This is a genomic window from Bacteroides sp. B1-V-101 (assembly GCF_023656585.1).
GTDB lineage: Bacteria > Bacteroidota > Bacteroidia > Bacteroidales > Bacteroidaceae > Bacteroides > Bacteroides thetaiotaomicron.
In genome coordinates this window covers 32,546-55,489 of the sequence record NZ_JAMOKH010000038.1, presented here as the reverse complement: position 1 = coordinate 55,489, position 22,944 = coordinate 32,546, and the positions used below count along the sequence as shown (strand labels likewise).

The 22,944-nt window shown below is 44.0% G+C and carries 12 protein-coding genes; 7 read left to right on the top strand and 5 right to left on the bottom strand.

What is annotated here, in order from left to right:
- Positions 1 to 35: 35 nt before the first annotated feature.
- From NBH01_RS21390 to NBH01_RS21380, 3 genes are all read right to left on the bottom strand, one after another.
- Positions 36 to 3,131 (bottom strand): SusC/RagA family TonB-linked outer membrane protein, encoded by a 3,096-nt coding sequence (locus NBH01_RS21390; RefSeq protein ID WP_074858381.1) that lies wholly within the window; start codon positions 3,129 to 3,131, stop codon positions 36 to 38.
- Between the two features lie 22 nt (positions 3,132 to 3,153).
- Entirely contained in the window at positions 3,154 to 4,452 is a 1,299-nt protein-coding gene (locus NBH01_RS21385) for an IPT/TIG domain-containing protein (protein ID WP_117978494.1), read from the bottom strand.
- 354 nt (positions 4,453 to 4,806) lie between these two features.
- On the bottom strand, positions 4,807 to 7,494 hold the full coding sequence (locus NBH01_RS21380) for a hypothetical protein (RefSeq protein ID WP_117979851.1): 2,688 nt from the start codon (positions 7,492 to 7,494) through the stop codon (positions 4,807 to 4,809).
- Positions 7,495 to 7,678: 184 nt separating this feature from the next.
- Between NBH01_RS21380 and NBH01_RS21375 the strand changes: the two genes are divergently transcribed.
- On the top strand, positions 7,679 to 11,809 hold the full coding sequence (locus tag NBH01_RS21375; protein WP_130041099.1) for a hybrid sensor histidine kinase/response regulator transcription factor: 4,131 nt from the start codon (positions 7,679 to 7,681) through the stop codon (positions 11,807 to 11,809).
- Here NBH01_RS21375 and NBH01_RS21370 read toward each other — a convergent pair.
- Positions 11,778 to 12,743 (bottom strand): glycoside hydrolase family 18 protein, encoded by a 966-nt coding sequence (locus NBH01_RS21370; RefSeq protein ID WP_008767322.1) that lies wholly within the window; start codon positions 12,741 to 12,743, stop codon positions 11,778 to 11,780. The genes NBH01_RS21375 and NBH01_RS21370 overlap by 32 nt on opposite strands.
- 324 nt (positions 12,744 to 13,067) lie before the next feature.
- On the opposite strand from NBH01_RS21370, the gene NBH01_RS21365 reads away from it, so the two are divergent.
- From NBH01_RS21365 to NBH01_RS21340, 6 genes are all read left to right on the top strand, one after another.
- Positions 13,068 to 14,624: a sulfatase family protein gene (locus tag NBH01_RS21365; RefSeq protein WP_113748024.1), complete on the top strand. Its 1,557-nt coding sequence runs from the start codon at positions 13,068 to 13,070 to the stop codon at positions 14,622 to 14,624.
- 758 nt (positions 14,625 to 15,382) lie between these two features.
- Positions 15,383 to 16,258, top strand: a complete 876-nt coding sequence (locus NBH01_RS21360) for a helix-turn-helix transcriptional regulator (protein ID WP_032814147.1) — start codon at positions 15,383 to 15,385, stop codon at positions 16,256 to 16,258.
- Positions 16,259 to 16,378: 120 nt separating this feature from the next.
- Entirely contained in the window at positions 16,379 to 17,083 is a 705-nt protein-coding gene (locus NBH01_RS21355) for a succinate dehydrogenase/fumarate reductase cytochrome b subunit (RefSeq protein ID WP_008761733.1), read from the top strand.
- A gap of 37 nt (positions 17,084 to 17,120) precedes the next feature.
- A complete protein-coding gene (locus NBH01_RS21350) occupies positions 17,121 to 19,100 on the top strand; it encodes a fumarate reductase/succinate dehydrogenase flavoprotein subunit (RefSeq protein ID WP_008761732.1) in 1,980 nt (659 codons plus the stop codon).
- Between the two features lie 36 nt (positions 19,101 to 19,136).
- Positions 19,137 to 19,892 carry a succinate dehydrogenase/fumarate reductase iron-sulfur subunit gene (locus NBH01_RS21345; RefSeq protein ID WP_008761731.1) on the top strand — a complete coding sequence of 252 codons (756 nt, stop codon included), beginning with the start codon at positions 19,137 to 19,139 and terminating at the stop codon, positions 19,890 to 19,892.
- Positions 19,893 to 20,053: 161 nt separating this feature from the next.
- A complete protein-coding gene (locus NBH01_RS21340) occupies positions 20,054 to 21,283 on the top strand; it encodes a DUF4934 domain-containing protein (RefSeq protein ID WP_225680558.1) in 1,230 nt (409 codons plus the stop codon).
- 71 nt (positions 21,284 to 21,354) lie between these two features.
- Here NBH01_RS21340 and NBH01_RS21335 read toward each other — a convergent pair whose 3' ends face one another.
- Positions 21,355 to 22,881 (bottom strand): sulfatase, encoded by a 1,527-nt coding sequence (locus tag NBH01_RS21335; RefSeq protein WP_008767327.1) that lies wholly within the window; start codon positions 22,879 to 22,881, stop codon positions 21,355 to 21,357.
- Positions 22,882 to 22,944 lie beyond the last annotated feature (63 nt).

The window sequence follows — 22,944 nt, the reverse complement described above, 5'->3', positions numbered from 1 at the left end:
ATACGATTTATGATAATGTTACAATTGAAACGGGATTAAAACGTCACATTAAGCTGAAGGGTGAATTTCCGTTGCAGAGGATACACGGCACCGTTTGACGATGCCTGCTCCGGGTCCCAAAGTTTCACCTTATCCCATACGTGCAGGTTTTCGCCTACAAGGCTCAAGGTAGCGTTCTGTACACTAATCTTATCTCGCAACCATGCGCTGGTGAATCTATAAGACAACTCGATATTTTTCAATCTGAAATAGCGGCCATCTGCCAACCAAAAGGTAGATGGGCGGTTATTGTTCTTATTCTCACCATAAGTCAGACGCGGGAAACGCGCGTTCGGATTTTCCGTACTAGCGTCACCGGAATATTCTCTCGGTGTCCAGCGATTCTTTTGATCAGCTACAATGTTAAGTACATTGCCTCGCGTTTCCCAAGCAAACGGATAGTATCCTGACCCCCCATAGAAATATTGCACTTTACCTACACCTTCAAAGAAAATGCTGGCAGTAAACTGTTTGTATCTGAATTCAGCAGCAAAACCATACTGAAGAGTCGGAGTATTCGAATAGGATAACGGTACAATATCATCATCATTGATAACACCATCACCATTGACATCTTTATACTTAATGTCACCTGGACGCACATCAGAAGAATAGGTTTGAACAGGACTACTTTCAATATCTGCCTGATCTTTGAACAAACCTAAAGATATCAAACCGCGTTGCACTCCATAAGGAACGTCTACAAAAGACTGATAAGGATATACTACGCCTGATTGCTCCCAATAGGTTACGTTATTGCGGGCGAATGTCCAGTTGCCACGAACTGTCATTCCAAAATCTTTGGTGAAATTATGGTTGAACGTTATGTTTCCATCAAATCCCCATGATTCCATTCCACCGATGTTGGTGTACGGATTGGTTACAAAACCTGCTTCTTCAGGAATGTTGGCACGTTGCTGGAAGATACCTTTGTTTTTATCCTTAAAGATGTCGGCAGTCAGTTCCACTTTGTCATTAAACATTTTCAGGTCTACACCAATATCCATTTTGGTTGTCTCTTCCCAGTTCAAGTCATTGGCACCTACGCGGCTCTCGCCAACGGTGCTACCAGGCCATGTTACTGAGCTATAATCGGTAGACACAGTAGAAAGGTACGGGAAGCGGATTTTCTTGATACGGTCATTACCTACTTTACCCAAAGAAGCTCTGAGTTTGAAGAAATCGAGGAACGGAAGTTTTTCACGCGTCCATTCATACTGAGTAGGCACCCATCCCAAAGCTACTGCCGGGAACCACCCGTAGCGGTTGCCTTTCTTGAATTGCTCGGAACCGGTATATCCTACATTGAATTCAAACATATAAGTATCCTTATAAGAATAAGTAGCACGAGCAGAAATAGCCTGATAACGTTTAGGAATGGAACGAATTCTTTCATCCAATGTGGTGTCGTCATCATCATTATTCAGATAAGAGTCTTTATTTTCCTGACGGTAGGCATTAAGTAATCCGGTCACACGATGGTCTTCGCCAAAGATTCTTTCGTAATTGATATTTCCTTCAAAATAATACTGACGGGCAATGCGGCGATAATCGCTGTAAGTCATATCAGTAGCACTCGATGTACGTTTAGAGATCAATGCTCCATTCTGCTTTCTTCCTGTGGCGTAATATAAGTCCGGAGTCTTGGTACGATACTGGTCAAAGTAGCCGGTATAGTTAAACGAGAATACGCCTCTTGCAGACAGTCCTTTTGTGATGAAATCCAACTTCTGATTCAGACTGGCATTCATACGGGTGGCCTGTGTTTCACTGATCTTATACCCTGTATAGTTCAACTGTACATAAGGAGAAACCTCATCCGAGTTTCTACCAAATGATGGAAGAGTACCATTGGAGTATTTCACCGGAACGATTGTTGCCGGAAGATTAGCTTGCGCCGACCATAATGCATTGTTATTATCACCATATCCCGGAGAATTACGTTTAGTGATAATCGTTTCCATATTCAAAGAGAGTAGAGTTGTTTTAGTCATATTGGCGTCTACGTTCGCTCTGAAATTATATTGATGGTAATCCACATTAGTATTATGTTTACTTACCGACTTATCTTGTTTGAAAACAGCTCCTTGGTTCATGATACCCATACTTACATAATAACGTGCATTGGTACCACCACCAGAAAGACTCAGGTGATGTTGATTGTCAATCACATAGTCATTCAGAATCACATCTCTCCAATTCACATTCGGATAAAGATCCGGATCGAGACCGGAACGGAACAGTTGGATTTCAGAATTAGTATAAATCGGATTCTTACCTCTGACAACACGTGCTTCATTAGCAAGGTTTGCATAGCCCACTGCATCTACATACTCCGGCATGCGGGGAGAATAGGAATATGTGGCATTTGTCTTGAAGTTTACAGTTAACTTACCAGCTTTACCTCTCTTGGTAGTTACAATTACTACGCCATTGGCACCACGCACACCATATACGGCAGTTGCCGAAGCATCTTTCAAAACTGAGAAACTTTCAATATCTGCAGGGTCGAGTGTATTCAAGTCACCTTCTACACCATCAATCAAGATCAGCGCCGAAGCATTTGCCCCAAACGTACTGATACCACGTACCCAAAATTCAGAGAAGTTATTGCCCGGCTCACCACTACGAGTCACACCAATGATGCCCGGCACACGACCTTGAAGCATATTGGATACGGAAGTAGCAGGAACCTGCAACTGTGCCGGATCAACAGAAGTAATAGCTCCCACAACAGAAACTTTACGCTGTGAACCACGACCTACTACCACTACTTCATCCAAACTACTGATACTTTGTTTCAATACAATAGTCTCACGCTCTTTAGATTCGGTTACTTTCACTTCTTTATTCTCAAAACCTACATAGGAAAACACAACGGTAGATTTGGGAGGAATATTATTCAAACGGAACTTTCCGTCCAAGTCGGTGATTACTCCGATAGATGTCCCTTTCACAGCAACACTCACACCTATAAGTTCCAATCCATCTTCACCAATGACAGTACCGGAATATGTCAATCCTCCCTGCGCATAGGCCATAGAAGAGAAGATGCCGCATAATATAAATAAGATGCTTATTATTTTTTTCATGATTAATTCCTGATTAATGTGTTTATTCTACTGAGTACTTTCTTAAAGCCGGATTTTCACGCTGAGCAATCCAAAATCCACCATTCCCGTCATAACTGATATCTTGGGGATTTGCAAATAAAGCAATATCAGGAGAACCATCGTCATCACCTTTTACACCAGCTGTACCCAAAATAGTAGTTACATATCTTTTTTCCATTTTCTCATCATAAGCTATTTTACGAATCACATGATTATTCTCCTGACAAACGAAAATATTACCATCTTCATCTATTGTAAGGCCACGCAAAAACTGGAATTTTGCCTCATCAGTCAGAAAACCATCTGTAGTTCCTGTATTATTCTGGTTAATCTGCTCGTAAGCATGTGTACCATCTTCTTTTACCCAAACTTTCAGAATCTTATTTTTATCAGTAGTTACATAGAAACAATCTTCAAAAGCACTATAAGCGATGTAAGCGAAAGGACCGCCACTAAAATCATTATGTTCAAACAAAATCTCATTATGAGTTGGATTATTGACTTCAATACGTCCCAAACGACCATTTCTCGTAACATAATACAACCATTGGTTATCACCATTCAAAGCCACAGCCCAAACATCGGTACCTGAACTGATATCACTTAGTCGAGAAGGAACCCATGCCTGCGATTTCTTATAAACATAAACGGTATTAGCTCCATTAATGGTAGCACCATAAGCCAATGTTTTATCATTGGATACCGCCACTTTTCCAACCACAGGACCGTTTTGGATAGTAATCACAGCATCTTCGTCTATAGAGACATAACGTATACTGTTATTATTCCATGCCTGACCTATGATACCCGACTGTTCATCAATGCAAGCTACACCAAACATCTGCCCAAAAGTTGCCTCAGCCAGACTTCCATCTTTACCGGCACCATCAGCTTGTACAAAATCACCGGCAATAGTAGATACATTCTCAGACACAGAATATTTAAAAGTCTCATCAGCCACCACAGTCTGATCATTCACCTTAACCGTAATCTTATTGAAACCTTCTGCCTGACGTGGTGCCATACAATAAATCGTAGTATTATCTACTCCCACTACGGCAGCCTTGTTCTCCTTTTCCATATTATCAGTAAATAATACGGTTACCGCAGATTTGTCATTTCCAAAGTTATTACCTATAATAATCACTTTCTCTGCTACCCGACCGGTGTCCGGCGTAAAATAGTCAATAGTGACAGGTTTGTTCGGGTCATAGGAATCCGTACCTGATTCCTTGTTGTCATTACAGCACATCAGCACCAACGACAAAAACCCTAATAAGGGAAGAAATAGTCTTTTCATAACGTTTTTCTTTTTACATATTAAATTATTGGTTCACTAAAAATTCTTTATTGGCATATCAGCGTTATAAACGCAAGAAGATAAAACAGCACATATAATCAGGAAAAAGACACCGATTAACGAATGACTTTAGTTTTTTAAAAATTATATTAGTTTTCATTTTCATAATATTAGTTTATTTCGTTGTTATCTACAGCAAAGATACGAATGAGTGTAGATTTTACATTATAAAAATCATTCAAAAAACGTAGAGAATCATTCATAAACGATTTACACACGTTGGCTGCAAGAAACACAACTCCTTTCTTCCTCTTTAGCAGGACTTTATATGAATATGAATAATATAGATCGAGTTTAATAATCTATAGAGTAGATATTCAATGATGACGGACTACCTTTATACAATGTCTCTACATTTATTATTAACGGCGCCGAATTATCGGAATTATAGCATCGAATGACTGCTTCACCCTTTTCATTCGTTTTCACATTCGGATTCCAGTATAGTGTGCGGCGAGAATCTTCCGTATAGAGAGGAGCGCCATCAGGATAAGCTGGTGAATAAAATTCCAAGGGCTCATTATATCCTTGTATATAGGTATGACGAATCCCCCGCCGGGCTTTATAAGTTTTGTTCGGGTCCCAGTCATCAATCGTAGTGATGGAGCAAACTACTACTGACGATTTCTGCAACGGACCTTTCTTCATAGTCTTTCTATCTTTCTCACCCCAAAGTGCATCTGGTCCGGAATCCGCACCTATAGCATCCTGCAAAGGCAACTCACTCAAATCTCCATCCTGCCAGCGACCACTCCAAAAATTATTTGCTGTAAATTTCGTCACTCTATTACTCTGCTTGTTCATCACAAAAACAGATTCCCCTCCTGCCTGATCATAATAAAGCATGATAGATTTAATAGCATCCACATCTTTGTCCAACACATAATCCGTTTTACCATAAGATAAAACCCCGCCGTTGACTATAAATAAAACTCTTGAGTTATTATAGTGCAGGCTCAATGAATCACTCAATCTGAAATTAGGATTTAATTCCTTCAACAGCATAGGCAGATTGTACACCGCTTCTCCTTTATCACGCATTTTATCTACCACCTGCGTTATATTATAATAACCCAGAATCTCTTTTTCAAAGCGTTCAGTTTGCTTCAATAACAAGTTCAGACGCTTGGCGTTCACCACCACTTCATCCAGCAAATGATGATCCGGTCCGAATACAGAATCTTTATAAGCAATATCCAAGGTGTCCAACAACTGTTTCAAATCACCCGTCTCTTTCCATTCCGGATTCAGCTCATAATAATCAAGCTTCCGTAAGGAAGGCTCAAAATTACGGAACAACTTCACGACTGCCTGCTTGTTCCACTTCTTTCCCTCGTTCCGTGTCTGTATGAGAGCATCCATAGAACCGCTAAAACCATCTACCGGCGCACTAAAATACCCCAATGAATCCGTTTTTGTCATACCTGCAATAGAGACCGAATCCCTGCGCGCAAGAATACTCACCCCGACATTCCGTAACGCCTTACCGAAATAAGATTCGACCTGTCCATACAGGGTCAGCGAGGTCTCCGGAAGATACCGAGGCAAGAAAGGACGTTTACCTATCAGTCGGGAAAGGTCATACTTCCGCCAGCCACGTACCAATAGGAGGACATCCAACATTTTGAAACGTTCAGCAGACTGGTTCTCAAAATAAAAACCGGGTTGATGAATATAGCCTTTCAGATCGGAGACAAGCAACAAATCCGTATAAATGGAATGATCATATTCCCGAAAATCAGACTCCACACCGTTGCGGATAGATACAGAAAGATTGGCCTGTACCGGACGATTCAGATGATCTCTCACTTTAATCCGGCAAGTCACCGGCTCAAAAGGACGATACAGGGCGTGATCCGTTTTACAGGCAAGGAGCATGGAAGAACGCGGCATCACATAACAAAAACGCTCGCATAACGTTTCCCCTTTCAGATTGACCAGAGATATCTGTTGCACTCCGGGCGGTAGTTCTTTAGTCGAAATCCGGAATTGGCAGTTCAATTCATCTTCAAAGTCCAGTGTCATACATTTGTAAGGTCGCCCCTGAGAAGATACAAAAACAGCCAGTGTGTCTTTCATTGCCTGTGAACTGCGGGCTACAGTGATATCCAACATTTCCCGCCGGTTATCGATTCGGAGTACATATCCTTGTGGAAGAGCTTCCGGAAGGTCAAACTGATAAGTGGAGCCTTCATAATCAATTTTTGCCACACCCGCCTTTTCTTCGGGCTTATACTCAAAGTAACCCATCCCGTCATGAAATGAACGGATATGCGCCAGTTCTTCACCACTCGGCAAAACCACTGTTCCCTCTACATCAGCAGCTCCTTTGTCACGGCTGGTGGCTTCAAAAGCTACAATCGAAGATATGCCTTTCACCAATTGTCCACCCTCCGGAAAAAAGCGGACTGTAAACTTCTTCTCTTTATCCTTCGGCCGCTGTTTCATCGAAGCGTCCATACGATAGGTAGCTATACTCCGAGGAGTCTCTTCATCGCTCAGCCGTTTCCGATAGACGGGTAATACACGGGAAAAACAGGAAGGGTTATCAAAAGCAAGCATCCACTTTGTATAGGCACGCATTTCATAATAACCGGTAAAGAAGGTATTGTTCAAAATGATTTGTCCCGTTCCCTCCCCATCCGTAAGCTGAATAATTTGCCGCTCTACGACATTTCCCAACTGGTCCAGTAATTCTACATACAAAGGTTTGCTGATCGTCGTCGGTAAGTTTTGTTCAGCCGTCACTACATACGCTTTGAACCAAATCGTATCACCAAGGTAATAACTTGCATTATCCAAATGAAGACTCACTTTCTCGCGAGGGTACGAATCTGCGAAGTTCTGTGCATAACGGAAATATCGGGAAAAGATTGTATCGGATGACTGCGCATAAACGTTCGCTGTACACAAGATGAACAGAGTGGTAATAAAAAATGCCTTCCAGCTTTTATCATGTTCGTGTAAAGAATCAGATTCCATTTTCTGCAAGTATTAGATTCGGTTATTTGATTGATTGCAAAATTACAGTTGTTTTATTTTATTCGCTGTAAAAATCATGCAGAAAGGGTAGAAAATCATGCAATGAATCATTTGTCTATACTAAATACAAGATTTATTTGTACTTTTGAGAGTGAATATCAAGGAATACATAATATCTGAAACGATGAAAACATACATTGCGGCTTTCTTCCTCCTGCTATCCGCCACATTTGCGGCAGCCCACCCTTACCTCATCCAAAGATTGGGAATAGAACAAGGCTTATCCAACAATTATGTATTGAGTATCACGCAGGACAAGCAGGGATTTCTGTGGTTCGCCACCGAAGAAGGGCTGAATAAGTTTGACGGAACCCGCTTTATCACCTACTATAAAGAGGAGCAATCTTCTTCTGTTCAAAGCATTACCGGCAACGAACTCAATGAAGTGTACGCCGATCCCGTGCAGCCTGTTATCTGGATAGCCACCCAGCGGGCAGGACTCAACGCTTATAATTACGAGACACAAAGTTTCAGCGTCTACCAATATAATCCGGAAGACCCACAAAGTCTGATAACGAACGATGTCACTCACATTACCTCATCCGTACAAGCCGGCAAAGGGTTATGGGTATGTACTTATTACAGAGGTATAGAGTATCTGGACATCGCTACCGGGAAATTCACTCATTATAACAAAAGCACAGTACCCGCCCTTCCCTCTGAGCAGACCTGGACAGCCACGGAGGCTGAGGATGGCAAACTATACATCGGACACGTAGAAGGCGGGTTGAGCATCCTCTCCCTGAATGACAAATCCGTGAAGCACTTCGTCCATGATCCTCAAAACCCGAACAGCCTTCCGGGGAACGATGTGCGTTGTATCTATAAAGATACCAACGGAAATATATGGATCGGAACCAGCAAAGGACTAGCCCTGTTCAATGCCAATACAGAAACATTTACCAACTTTCATAACAACCCGGGGAATATTCACGGAGCATTGTCAAGCTATATCTTCTCCATCAAACAACTCAAAGACAACAAACTCTGGATTGCAACAGAACTGAACGGAATCATGATACTGGACTTACAGCAAAATCAGTTTCTGCTGCCCGAACAAATACGCTTTGAGTTTATCCGCGAAGGGGACAATAACTACAGTTTGTCCAACGCCAGCGCACGGTATATCTTTCAAGACTCTTTTAATAATATCTGGATAGGGACTTGGGGAGGAGGAATCAATTTTATCAGCAATGCTCCTCCCGCATTCCATACATGGAGCTATTCACCCACCCAAATGAATGAAAGTTCGCTGAGCAACAAAGTCGTTAGCAGCGTCTGCGATGACGGACAAGGAAAATTGTGGATAGGAACTGACGGAGGAGGTATTAACGTATTCGAAAACGGAAAACGGGTGGCCATTTACAATAAAGAAAACAGAGAACTCCTGTCCAACTCAGTGCTTTGTTCGCTGAAAGACTCGGAAGGCAACCTATGGTTCGGCACCTATCTGGGCAACATCAGCTATTACAATACAAGACTGAAGAAGTTTCAGATCATCGAACTGGAAAAGAATGAGCTTCTCGACGTACGCGTCTTCTATGAAGACAAGAATAAAAAGATATGGATAGGGACTCACGCAGGGGTGTTCGTTATAGACCTTGCCAGCAAGAAGGTGATTCATCATTATGACACCTCCAACAGCCAGTTGCTGGAAAACTTTGTACGCAGCATTGCCCAAGACAGTGAAGGACGTTTCTGGATAGGAACTTTCGGAGGAGGAGTCGGGATATATACGCCGGATATGCAACTGGTCAGGAAGTTCAACCAATACGAAGGTTTTTGTTCCAATACGATTAATCAGATATACCGAAGCAGCAAAGGCCAGATGTGGCTTGCCACCGGTGAGGGACTGGTATGTTTTCCTTCAGCCCGTAATTTTGACTATCAGGTTTTTCAAAGAAAAGAAGGACTGCCCAATACACACATAAGAGCTATCAGTGAAGATAAGAACGGCAACATCTGGGCAAGTACCAATACCGGTATCAGTTGCTATATCACCTCTAAAAAATGTTTCTATACCTACGATCACTCCAACAACATCCCACAAGGAAGTTTCATCAGCGGATGCGTTACCAAAGACCATAACGGGCTCATCTATTTCGGCTCTATCAACGGATTGTGTTTCTTCAACCCCGATATTGCCATAAACAGTCCGCAGATTCCTCCTGTGGTTATCACTAAAGTGAGAATTCCCGGACGACTCACAAGTCGGGAGAAGAACGAAACCGCTATTCCCATCTCCGAAGGAGAGATAGAATTGACTCATGAACAAAATAGTTTTAATCTTACTTTCAACGTACAGGACTATTCACTGGCCAACCAGGTGGAATATGCCTATATGCTGAAAGGACTTGAAAACTCATGGTATACGATCAACGAGCAAAACAGCGTCACCTTCCGTAATATTCCTCCCGGCAAGTATGAGTTTCTGGTAAAAGCCCGCCTGCACAATCAGGACTGGTCGGAGGACACGACCTCTCTCAGGATACATATCAACCCTCCTCTCTGGCTGACATGGTGGGCAAAACTTATTTATATTCTGATCACTATCAGCATTATTTATACTATTATCCATGCCTATAAGAAGAAAATAGACCTCGAAAGTCTCTATACCCTGGAAAAGAAAAACCACGAACAAGAACAAGAATTGAATCAGGAACGCCTGCGATTCTATACTAACATCACTCATGAGCTGCGCACACCACTGACCCTGATCCTCGGTCCGCTGGAAGATATGCAGAAAGACACGTCACTGCCGACCAGACAGGCGCAGAAACTTTCTGTCATCCACCTGAGTGCCCTCCGGCTGCTCAACCTGATCAATCAGATTCTTGAGTTCCGGAAAACGGAAACGCAGAACAAAAAGCTATGTGTTTGTAAAGGCAACATTGTGCCCCTGATTCATGAAATCGGACTCAAATACAAAGAACTCAACCAAAAGAAAGCGATTGACTTTCAGATTCAAATAGAAAAAGAAGAGATGCCTCTGTTCTTTGACAAAGAAATCATCACCATTATCCTTGATAATCTGATTTCCAATGCCATCAAATATACGGAACAGGGAAAAATAACCTTGAGCTTGTATCCCACCACACGAAACGGGGTCACTTATACGGAGATTAAAGTCAGTGATACGGGATACGGAATCTCTGCGGAAGCCTTGCCTCATGTTTTCGACCGTTACTATCAGGAAAGCGGCAAGCATCAGGCATCCGGCACAGGTATCGGACTGGCTTTAGTCCGAAATCTTGTAGAACTGCACGAAGGCGAAATCCGGGTGGAAAGCATACAGAACGAAGGAAGTACTTTCTATATCAGCTTATTAACAGACAATATCTACCCCAACGCTTTGCATGGAGACTCTACGAAGCAAACAGAGGAGGAAATGATATCAGAAGCTGTTCCGGAAGATTCTCAAAATACGGAACCGGAAACGAGCAAACCTATCCTGCTGATTGTAGAAGACAATGAAGATATACAGAAATACATCGCCGAATCTTTCTCCGACTCTTTCGAAGTAATCACAGGCAGCAACGGTGAGGAAGGGAAACAGCAGGCTCTCAACCGTATTCCCGATATTATAGTAAGCGATATCATGATGCCGGTAATGGATGGCATCACGCTATGCCGTCAACTAAAAGAGGATGTGCGTACCAGCCACATCCCTGTCATCCTGCTAACGGCCAAAGATTCATTGCAGGATAAAGAAGAAGGATACGAAGTGGGAGCGGATTCTTATCTGACCAAGCCTTTCAGTGCTTCACTGCTGCGAAGCCGCATCAACAATCTGCTTGATTCGAGAAAGAAACTGATTGCTCAATTCCAGCAGGCCGGAACGAATCATAACCCCAATTCTCATTTGGATGAAAAGCGTTCCATAATCACCGAGGCGCTCAGCAAACTGGATAACGAATTCATTGAGAAAATCACGCAACTGGTTGAGGATAACCTTTCTTCGGAAAAGATCGACATCACTTATCTGTCCGACAAGATGTGTATGAGCGGTTCTACGCTCTACCGGAAAATGAAAGCACTGACCGGACTTTCTACGAACGAGTACATCCGGAAAGTAAAAATGCAGAATGCGGAACGGTTACTCCTCGAAGGAAAATATAATATCTCGGAAATAGCCTATAAAATAGGAATGAACAGTACAGGCTACTTCCGTCAATGTTTTAAGGATGAGTTTGGTGTCTCTCCTTCAGATTATCTGAAGCAGTTCACCTCCCCAACTCCTCCACCATCGTCTTAAACAACGATCTGCTGTCATTCAGCGGCATATCCGTAGCCAAGTCCCAGCTCATCATTCCTTTGAGCTGCTGGTCCATCGCATAACGTGTCTTGGCACGGATATTATTTTGCCCGTCAAAGACATACACGTCTCCTTTATAGGTTACTTCGTTTTGTGCCGGCCCCGTAATCAGCCCGTCCTGCACAAAACTGAAGTAAGCCTCAGTCTTCTTTGAGCCATCTTTTGTCACGCCATAGAAAGGAACGCCTGCCACCAGCTTTTCCTTTGGAATGCCATAAGCCAACGCCATCTGTATATCCGAACAGTATTTCTCCATCGGGAAGCGAACCGGCGAAGGACCGTAACACTGATAAGAAATGAAATCGACCGCAGCAATCGCCTCTTTACTAATCTTATAACACACAGGATGCAGGGATACGCTGAACACATATTTATCTCCCAATACCTCTCTCATCTTCAGAATAGCCAGACTGTAATCTTCATACTCTTTTTCAGTCTCCGCCCATTCAAAATCCAGATCGATGCCATCGAGCTTATTCTTTTCCAGTATCTTCTTTATGTTTTTGGCAAATGCAACACGGGCCGCCTCATCTGCAACCATCGCTTTCCACTCGCCACTGGCAGCGCCCAGACGAAGTTTTGTCTTTGTTCCTTTCACATCCGCACGGACAGACTTTATCAATTCCTCCCAACTAGTCACTCCTTTCCCATTCTCAAAGATACGGGGATTCTCAAACGAAAGCGACCCGTCTTTATTGGGACGGACGTTCAGAAAAATCAAATCATCACTCGCCCTTAAACTCTCGGCAGAAATACGTCCGCGATTGTAGAAATTACCCCGTACATACGAACTAATGAAGCAGTTTTGTTGCGCATACAACGATAATCCGACAAACAAGAGAAGGAAAAATACAATTTTTCTTGGTAGTAGCATAATAATTGATAATTAATGGGTTTTGATCGCAAAAGTAGGTACAGGCAAAGAAAACAAATGTTCAAAAATCACTATAATACTTCCAAAAATCAACATAAAGTTTCTTATTGAGAGATGTAAAACAAAAACATCCTTTTAAAAAGGGAATTAAGTGTTTTACCGGAATCAATTACATTAAATCGCAAAAGTTTTCCGGATTATAATACAAAGTGAATAACAATCACTATCTTTAGGCATAAAATCAGTTCATATGATCATTTATCTACATGAAAGCAACCGTCTAACTTAGACTGACTTTTGAAGAAATGCAACATCTATACGTATATGAATAAACTCGTACTTACCGGTCTGCTGGCAGCCGGAACCATGACGCACCTGCAAGGCGCTCAACCTGCCGGACAACGCCCCAACATCCTTTTTATCCTGAGTGACGACCACACCTCCCAAGCCTGGGGCATCTATGGCGGAGTACTGGCAGAATATGCCCACAACGCCAACATCCGCCGGCTGGCAAAAGAAGGGGTAGTGCTCGACAACTGTTTCTGCACCAACTCTATCTCAGCACCCAGCCGTGCCAGTATCCTCACCGGTCTATACAGTCACCGGAACAGACTGTACACCCTTGCGGACTCACTGGACACCTCCATCCCCACCCTTGCCACCCTGCTACAAGCCAACGGATACCACACCGGACTCGTCGGCAAATGGCATATCCAGTCGCAACCGCAAGGATTCGACTACTACTCCATCTTCTACGATCAAGGCGAATACCGTGACCCGACTTTCATAGAGAGCACCGACCCGTGGCCCGGCAACCACCAGTTCGGCGAACGGGTGCTCGGCTTCTCCACCGACCTCGTCACCGAGAAAGCCATCCGATGGATGAAAGAGCAGGACGGCAATCAACCCTTCCTGATGTGCTGCCATTTCAAAGCAACGCACGAACCCTACGACTACCCGATACGCATGGAGCATCTCTACGACGGTGTCACCTTCCCCGAACCCGAAAACCTGCTGGACTGGGGACCGGAAACCAACGGCCGTTCTTTCAAAGGACAGACACTGGAAGAACTGGAACGCCGCTGGCGCATCGCATCACAGGATCCCGACAAGTGGTGGTGCCGCTACCCCGGACTGCCGTTCAGCACCGAAGGGATGCAACGGACAGCCGCCAGACGTGCTTCCTACCAAAAGTTTATCCGTGACTACCTCCGTTGTGGCGCTACCGTCGACGACAACATCGGCAAACTCCTGAAAGCTCTGGACGAAATGAATATCGCCGACAATACCATCGTCATCTACGTCTCCGACCAAGGCTATTTCCTAGGCGAACACGGCTTCTTCGACAAACGGATGTTTTATGAAGAATCGGCTCGTATGCCTTTCGTTATCCGTTATCCGAATAAGGTCCCCGCAGGAAAACGTCTGGATGATCTGATACTGAATGTCGATTTCGCACCGACGCTGGCAGAATTTGCCGGAGTAAAGATGGAGAATGTGCAAGGAGACAGCTTCGTCAGCAACCTGGAAGGCAACACGCCGACCGACTGGCGAAAAGAAATCTACTATCGCTACTGGACCAATCACGCTATTCGTCCCGCACACTTCGCCATCCGGTCAGACCGTTACAAGCTGATCTTCTATTATGCCCGAAATCTGGACATGACTGATACGGAGAACTTCGACTTTACTCCGTCATGGGACTTCTATGACTTGCAGAACGATCCGCACGAGAATCATAATGCATACAACGATCCGAAATATGCACCTGTCATCAAACAGATGAAGAAGGACTTATTGAGACTTCGCAAAGAAACCGGAGATACGGACGGGAAATATCCGGAAATGCAGGAACTGCTTGAAAAATACTATAATAAGTAAGTGACTGGTACGGAAACTGAACTGTCGCATTTATAACTTGAACTTAGGCAGCTGCTACAAGTGAAAAAGATAGCAGTTTTGCCCTAACGCTCTCATTATTCGCGTGTATCCCTTTATTCATCGGCATTTCAAGCATTACAGCAAGTATGGTGGCAGAGTGAGAGCAAAGGTTTGCTCTCACTCTGCCACCACGGCATATAGGTCGTTTATCCTACATTATACTTTGATTTACTGGGTATTAACATCTGACGCGTCAGCTATTAACGATTGTCATGTCAGCTATTAATAATTGAGAAATCAGGTATTAACAGCTGAGAAGTCATCCATTATTGACTGAAAAATGAAATAATACCTTTCGAACGGACAGGTCAATCAGAGCAACTTATGCGGTCAAGTGAGTTGAATCGAGCTGTCATATGAACGAAATCGACAGTTGTTCCAAGAAGTTTCATTACTTGAAACAGTTTGTTTCATGCCTTGAAACACTTGGTTTCAACAGGTGGAACTAATGATGAAACTACTTGTTCTGAATATATCATGTAAAGGGATGAAGAAAATGCTGCAGATGGCAGATAAAAATGTATTAATGTATTAAAGAACGCCATTCAGGAGTCCGTGAAACTTCAAAGTTGTGCAAACAAAACCAATAAAGACAATCATATCCCCGTTTCTGCTAAAACATAATGGAAGAAAGAATTTTATTTTCACAAAAAACGACTATCTTTGTCCCTGTAGACAACGATTCACGGATAAAACCCATGTCAAAAGACTCACTTTGTGCTCAACATACAGATTGCTCAGGATGCCCCAAAGCGATGGAAAGTACTCTTATTCACAGAAATCTGCTCAGAGGGCAGCATATTCCGAAGGATAAGTGCACGCAAAACTGCATGCTCTTTATGATCGAGGGCGAATTGCTGATCAACAGTGACGAACATCCCGGAACGACACTACACGAGAAACAGTTTATCCTGCAAGCCATCGGCTCAAAATACGAGATACTGGCACTGACGGACGTATCATACATCCTTTTCTGGTTCAACGAACTGCCGTTGCTATGCGAAAACCGCTACCGTGAAATCATCGACCAGGCAGAAGGCCCGCTGACCTACACCCCAATGGTGATGAACCCGCGCCTGTTCTATCTCATCAACGACGTAGCCGCATACCTTGACGAGTCGACTCCCGCCTGCGGCAAATATATCGACCTGAAATGTCAGGAGATGGTGTATATGATCACCAATTACTATCCCCTGCCCCAGTTGAGGGCTTTCTTCTACCCGATCAGCACCTATACGGAAAGTTTCCAATACTTTGTCATGCAGAATTACAGCAAAGCAAAGAACGTCGAAGAATTCGCACATCTGGGAGGCTATAACACCACCACCTTCCGCCGTCTCTTCCGAAACTTATACGGCGTGCCCGTCTACGAATGGATGCTGGAGAAAAAACGGGAAGGCATCCTCGAAGACCTACAGCACTCTAATATGCGGATTACAGAGATTTGCAACCGGTATGGTTTCGACTCGCTGTCCCACCTTGCACACTTCTGCAAAGACTCCTTCGGAGACACCCCGCGCGCCTTGCGCAAGAAAGCGGCCAATGGCGAAAAAATCGGAAAGATCACCGATTAAGGAATTATTTCTTTAATTCTTTGGTCAATCAATCTATTTCCCCTATTTTTGCAGTCTGTAAGAGGTGTAAAACGTCGAAATTTTAGTTCTAACAATTAAATAATTTAAATTCAATCATTTATGTGGTTAAGTAATTCATCTGTAGGAAGGAAAGTGGTGATGAGCGTTACCGGTATCGCCCTTGTCCTGTTTCTAACATTTCACATGGCGATGAACTTAGTTGCAATCATCTCGGCTGATGGTTACAACATGATTTGTGAGTTTTTGGGAGCAAACTGGTATGCGCTGGTAGCTACCGCAGCACTGGCTGCTCTTTTCATTATTCACATCATCTACGCGTTCTGGCTGACAATGCAGAATCGCACAGCGCGCGGTAGCGAACGCTATGCAGTAGTCGACAAACCGAAAACTGTAGAGTGGGCTTCTCAAAACATGTTGGTGTTAGGCATTATCGTTATCGTAGGCCTCGGTTTGCACCTCTTCAACTTCTGGGCAAAAATGCAGTTGCCGGAACTGATGCACAACCTGGACATGCACGCTGATACACTGACGCTGGCTTATGCGGCAAACGGTGCATATCACATCCAGCAGACATTCTCTTGTCCGGTTTATGTAGTGCTCTACCTCATTTGGCTGTTTGCTTTGTGGTTCCACCTGACTCACGGTTTCTGGAGCTCCATGCAATCACTGGGATGGAACAACAAGGTATGGATCAATCGTTGGAAATGTATTTCTAACATCTATTCTACGATTGTAGTACTCGGTTTCGCACTCGTAGTAGTGGTATTCTTCGTGAAATCACTCCTTTGTGGCGGTGCTTGCTAAATAGTAAATTGTAAATGATTAAATTGTAAATAATATTATGATCAAGATAGATTCAAAAATTCCAGAAGGCCCGGTGGCTGAGAAATGGACCAACTATAAAGCTCACCAGAAATTGGTGAACCCCGCTAATAAACGCCGTTTGGATATCATCGTTGTGGGTACGGGTCTGGCAGGTGCTTCTGCTGCTGCATCCCTCGGTGAAATGGGTTTCAGAGTATTCAACTTCTGTATTCAGGACTCTCCGCGCCGTGCACACTCTATCGCTGCACAGGGTGGTATCAATGCTGCAAAGAATTATCAGAATGATGGTGACTCCGTTTACCGTCTGTTTTACGATACAGTAAAAGGTGGTGACTATCGTGCACGTGAAGCCAACGTTTACCGTCTGGCCGAAGTATCCAACGCTATCATCGACCAATGCGTAGCCCAGGGTGTTCCTTTTGCACGCGAATACGGCGGTACACTGGACAACCGTTCTTTCGGTGGTGCACAGGTATCACGTACGTTCTACGCTAAAGGCCAGACCGGTCAGCAGCTGTTGCTGGGTGCTTACTCCGCACTAAGCCGTCAGGTAAACGTAGGTACGGTGAAGCTGTTCACCCGTTATGAAATGCAGGACGTTGTGATCATCGACGGACGTGCTCGCGGTATCATCGCCAAGAACTTAATCACCGGCGAACTGGAACGTTTCGCTGCTCACGCCGTAGTAATCGCTACCGGTGGTTACGGTAACGCTTACTTCCTGTCTACCAACGCTATGGGTTGTAACTGTACAGCTGCTATCTCTTGCTACCGCAAGGGTGCTGTATTCGCTAACCCCGCATACGTTCAGATTCACCCGACTTGTATCCCGGTACACGGTGACAAGCAGTCCAAACTGACTCTGATGTCCGAATCTCTGCGTAACGACGGTCGTATCTGGGTTCCGAAGAAGAAAGAAGACGCTATCAAATTGCAGAAAGGCGAAATCAAGGGAAGTGATATTCCTGAAGAAGACCGCGACTACTACCTGGAACGCCGTTATCCGGCATTCGGTAACCTGGTTCCGCGTGACGTTGCCAGCCGTGCAGCTAAAGAACGTTGCGACGCAGGTTTCGGTGTGAACAACACAGGTCTGGCCGTATTCCTCGATTTCTCTGAAGCTATCAACCGCCTGGGCATCGATGTAGTGCTTCAGCGTTATGGTAACCTCTTCGACATGTATGAAGAAATCACTGACGTTAATCCGGGCGAACTGGCAAAAGAAATCAGTGGTGTGAAATATTATAATCCGATGATGATTTATCCGGCTATCCACTACACAATGGGTGGTATCTGGGTAGACTACGAACTGCAGACTACCATCAAGGGTCTGTTCGCTATCGGTGAATGTAACTTCTCCGACCACGGTGCAAACCGCCTCGGTGCTTCCGCATTGATGCAAGGTCTGGCCGACGGTTACTTCGTATTGCCTTACACTATCCAGAACTATCTGGCAGATCAGATTACTGTTCCTCGTTTCTCTACCGATCTTCCCGAATTTGCCGAAGCAGAAAAGGCTGTTCAAGCTAAGATCGACAAATTCATGAGCATCCAGGGCAAAGAATCAGTTGATTCTATCCACAAGAAACTGGGTCACATCATGTGGGAATACGTAGGTATGGGACGTACGGCAGAAGGCCTGAAGAAAGGTATCGCCGAACTGAAAGCAGTCCGCAAGGAATTCGAAACCAATCTGTTTATCCCCGGTTCTAAGGAAGGTATGAACGTAGAGCTCGACAAGGCTATCCGTCTGTATGACTTCATCACTATGGGCGAGCTCGTTGCTTACGACGCATTGAACCGTAACGAAAGTTGTGGTGGTCACTTCCGTGAAGAATACCAGACTGAAGAAGGAGAAGCAAAACGTGATGACGAAAACTTCTTCTACGTAGCTTGCTGGGAATATCAGGGTGACGATGAAAAGGCTCCTGTATTGATCAAAGAACCGCTGGTATACGAAGCTATCAAGGTTCAGACCCGTAACTACAAGAGCTAATCGGTGAAGTTAAACATTTAAAAGAATTAGACGAAAATGGATAAAAATATATCATTTACACTGAAGGTATGGCGTCAAGCAGGCCCGAAGGCTAAAGGCGCTTTTGAAACCTACCAAATGAAAGATATCCCCGGTGATACTTCCTTCCTCGAAATGCTGGATATTCTGAACGAACAGCTGATCAGCGAAAGAAAAGAACCGGTTGTATTCGACCACGACTGCCGCGAAGGTATCTGCGGTATGTGTTCTCTTTACATCAACGGACATCCGCACGGTCCTGCAACAGGTGCTACTACTTGCCAGATTTACATGCGCCGTTTCAACGATGGTGACACCATCACTGTTGAACCTTGGCGTTCGGCCGGTTTCCCTGTCATCAAGGACTTGATGGTAGACCGTACTGCTTATGACAAGATCATGCAGGCCGGTGGTTACGTAAGCGTTCGTACAGGTGCTCCGCAGGATGCCAACGCTATCCTGATCCCGAAGCCCATCGCTGACGAAGCTATGGATGCCGCTTCTTGTATCGGTTGCGGTGCTTGTGTAGCTGCTTGTAAGAATGGTTCTGCCATGTTGTTCGTTTCTGCAAAGGTCAGCCAGCTGAACTTGCTTCCGCAAGGTAAACCGGAAGCTCTGCGCCGTGCGAAAGCTATGTTGTCTAAGATGGATGAACTCGGATTCGGTAACTGTACCAACACCCGCGCTTGCGAGGCTGAATGTCCGAAGAACATCTCTATCAGCAACATCGCCCGCCTGAACCGCGACTTCATCATCGCTAAACTGAAAGACTAAGCGTGAGCTTGATTTGATTAATAGCATAAATCCCCCGTCGGCGTTGGCTGGCGGGGGATTTTCTTTTTACTGACCAATTATTTATAGATAGCTTGTTCATTATCCGTTTTTTATTCTTTTCTTTGTGACATAAGGCCAGACAATCAAATAAATTAAATACGATGAATAAATTATTGCTGATATGGATAGTAGTCTTACTAACCTCATGCATCACAAATCAGGAGAATGCCAAGGATACATTATTTGTAAATCTTACGGATGCAACTGATTCCCAAAGCCTAAAGTTATCTGACTTCGGAAATACTGTACGTTATGTACCTTTGGAAACCAACGAAGTATGCCTGATAGGAGACAATCCCCATATAGCGCTACTGAAAGATAAGATTGTGCTTAGCACTACAGACCAATGTTTCTTATTCCACAAACAGACCGGGAAGTATATATGCAGTATAGGCCATATCGGTGATGATCCAAGTGGATATAGCTCGACAAATTACTGGATAGATGATGCAGGTCTTTTTTACTTCTTTCGCGCACCGGACCAGCTGCTAAAATATAATCAGAAAGGAGAAATGACCGGGAAAATTCAAATTCCACATATACCTGCCGCACCCGACTTTTTCGCGTTTTCCGACTCTACCATTATTGCCCATTGTAATAGTAGTATAGGATTGGAATCCAGCAACTCTTTGCTTTTCCTCAACTCCTTTGGAGAAAAGCTGGATTCAATTCCCAATTTATTAAAATCGCCCTCTATCCCTTCTCCGGATAATATATCCAGCCTTTCTATCATAAAAAGAGGAGCAGGTTTCTTTGGAAATCTGGGAAGAAGAGGGGTAATGATTATCAAAGATAAGGAGCAAGGAGAATTACTGCTGCCTCTCTATAATCCCAGCCTATGGTCGTCCGAGAATGAAGTACGTTTCAGAGAAACCTTCACAGACACGATATACACAATTAAAAACAGGAAACTATATCCATATATGGTTTTTCATACAGATACAGATCATTCATCCGCCAATCCTTTATGGTATAGTAATCCGCAAAGTATCTACGTAGCTTATGTATTGGAAAACACACATTCTGTATTTTTTCAATACGTAAAAAACAAACAAGTCTATAATGGTTTGTATAATAAAGAAACACAGCAAACTAAGTTTGCAAAGTGCCAGCAATTCATTGTTGACGATCTCACTTCAGAGCAGGAACTGAAAGTTGACCTGTCGGCATTGTGCAGTTATAAAGGAGAATATGGATTTATTCTGGAAGCTGCCAGTATTCCTGATGCTTCTCAAAAACAATCTGACAATAAAAATGAGAATATTCCCCATTGGATGAGCCAATTGGATGAGGATGCCAATCCGGTCATAGCAATTGTATCTGACAAATGATATATAATTCTGTCTGTTTTGCCTAATAGATATGCTTTGGCAAAACAGACAGTTGAAATAGTAGCACCTATTTAAAAGTAAACAAAAGGCTTCAACTCATTTCCTTGTTTATCCACCGGATAAAGAGCTCCTTCCTTTTCTAGCCGGGCGGACATTTCCCGAATCATCTCTCTGCATTGATCCGGATGTGCGGCAGACAGCTCATTCCTTTCTTCCGGATCGTCTTTCAGATTGTAAAGCAAGGCTTTGGGTTGTTTCGGAGTCTCGGGAAGATAATAATAAATCAGTTTCCAGTCGCCCATGCGATAGGTGGTGAAGTAGCTGCCGCGGTGTGCGTGAGGGAAGTGCATCAGGAAAGACTCGGGACGCTTCTTGTCCACCTTACCGCTCAGTTGCTTTTTCAGATCGAATCCGTCTATCACGTAGTTTTGGGGAACTTCGCATCCTGCCACAGACAGAACAGTCGGATAGATATCCATGATTGTGCCCAACTGTGTCTGCATACTTCCTACTTCAATAGGCAAGTTCTTCTGTACTTTGCTCTTCTTCTCAGGCTTTGCCCAAGCTGCGATGAAAGGAACACGCATACCACCTTCAAACTCCGTCCCCTTTTTACCTCTCAGCGGAGCGGAAGAACCATAGCCACGTTCATCTCCCAATGGAGCATCACCACCGTTATCTCCTAAAAAGAGAATCAGCGTATTTTCGGCAATTCCCAGCTTTTCGAGTTGGTCCATGATGTCGCCTAATGATTTATCCATGCCTTCTATCAATGTAGCAAAAGCTCTTGCCTGCTCGTTCTTATCCGGGTCGGTGTAGCGTGACAAGAAACGTTTGTCTGCCTGGAAAGGTGAATGAACTGCGTAATGGGCCATATTCAGATAGAAAGGTCGTTTTTCTTCTACGGCTTTGGTGATCTCCCGATTCGCTTCTATAGTCAGCGCTTCACTCAGGAAGGTATCTGTACCGTGATATTTCTCCAGGTCAGGAACTGCTCTAATCTTCTGTCCCTTGATATGCCCGTATCCCCATTCGCCATAATAGCTGCCGGGATGTCCAATGCCGGAACCTGCGATATTTACATCAAAGCCGATATTCAGCGGATTCTCTCCTTCGCTTCCCATACAGCCGAAATGTGCTTTTCCTACATGAATGGTTTTATATCCGGCTTGTTGCAGGACTCTCGGCATGGTAGGCATATCTTTTCTGAGACCTTTCCAGTTCCATTGGGGCGGTCCGAAAGGATTCCGGTTGTTGCTCTCAGCATTAATCCAGTTAGTGACTCCATGCCTGGTCGCATTCTGTCCGGTCATGATGGAAGCTCTGGAAGGGGAACTCACGCTCTGTGCGTAAAAAGTAGAAAAACAAATACCCTGTTTAGCCAGTCTCTCCATATTCGGAGTATGATACCAGTCATTCAGCGGATGACGCACCGGCTGACCACTCTCATCTGCGATAAAAGGAACCGACGTATCCATAAGTCCCATGTCATCTACAAGGAAAACAATAATATTCGGGCGCTCCTGAGCTACTCCGCAAACGGAAGATGCCAAACCACCCAATACACAAAATTCCTTAAAAGCTCGTTTTGTTCTCATTACATAGTATTTATGATTTATATCCTAGTATTGTACGTGCCATAATAGATTTCAAACCCTGAT

What these genes read in the sequence shown, in the direction of transcription:
- NBH01_RS21390 (WP_074858381.1), bottom strand. Translation starts at nt 3,131, where the DNA reads ATGAAAAAAATAATAAGCATCTTATTTATATTATGCGGCATCTTCTCT.
- NBH01_RS21385 (WP_117978494.1), bottom strand. Translation starts at nt 4,452, where the DNA reads ATGAAAAGACTATTTCTTCCCTTATTAGGGTTTTTGTCGTTGGTGCTG.
- NBH01_RS21380 (WP_117979851.1), bottom strand. Translation starts at nt 7,494, where the DNA reads ATGGAATCTGATTCTTTACACGAACATGATAAAAGCTGGAAGGCATTT.
- NBH01_RS21375 (WP_130041099.1), top strand. Translation starts at nt 7,679, where the DNA reads ATGAAAACATACATTGCGGCTTTCTTCCTCCTGCTATCCGCCACATTT.
- NBH01_RS21370 (WP_008767322.1), bottom strand. Translation starts at nt 12,743, where the DNA reads ATGCTACTACCAAGAAAAATTGTATTTTTCCTTCTCTTGTTTGTCGGA.
- NBH01_RS21365 (WP_113748024.1), top strand. Translation starts at nt 13,068, where the DNA reads ATGAATAAACTCGTACTTACCGGTCTGCTGGCAGCCGGAACCATGACG.
- NBH01_RS21360 (WP_032814147.1), top strand. Translation starts at nt 15,383, where the DNA reads ATGTCAAAAGACTCACTTTGTGCTCAACATACAGATTGCTCAGGATGC.
- NBH01_RS21355 (WP_008761733.1), top strand. Translation starts at nt 16,379, where the DNA reads ATGTGGTTAAGTAATTCATCTGTAGGAAGGAAAGTGGTGATGAGCGTT.
- NBH01_RS21350 (WP_008761732.1), top strand. Translation starts at nt 17,121, where the DNA reads ATGATCAAGATAGATTCAAAAATTCCAGAAGGCCCGGTGGCTGAGAAA.
- NBH01_RS21345 (WP_008761731.1), top strand. Translation starts at nt 19,137, where the DNA reads ATGGATAAAAATATATCATTTACACTGAAGGTATGGCGTCAAGCAGGC.
- NBH01_RS21340 (WP_225680558.1), top strand. Translation starts at nt 20,054, where the DNA reads ATGAATAAATTATTGCTGATATGGATAGTAGTCTTACTAACCTCATGC.
- NBH01_RS21335 (WP_008767327.1), bottom strand. Translation starts at nt 22,881, where the DNA reads ATGAGAACAAAACGAGCTTTTAAGGAATTTTGTGTATTGGGTGGTTTG.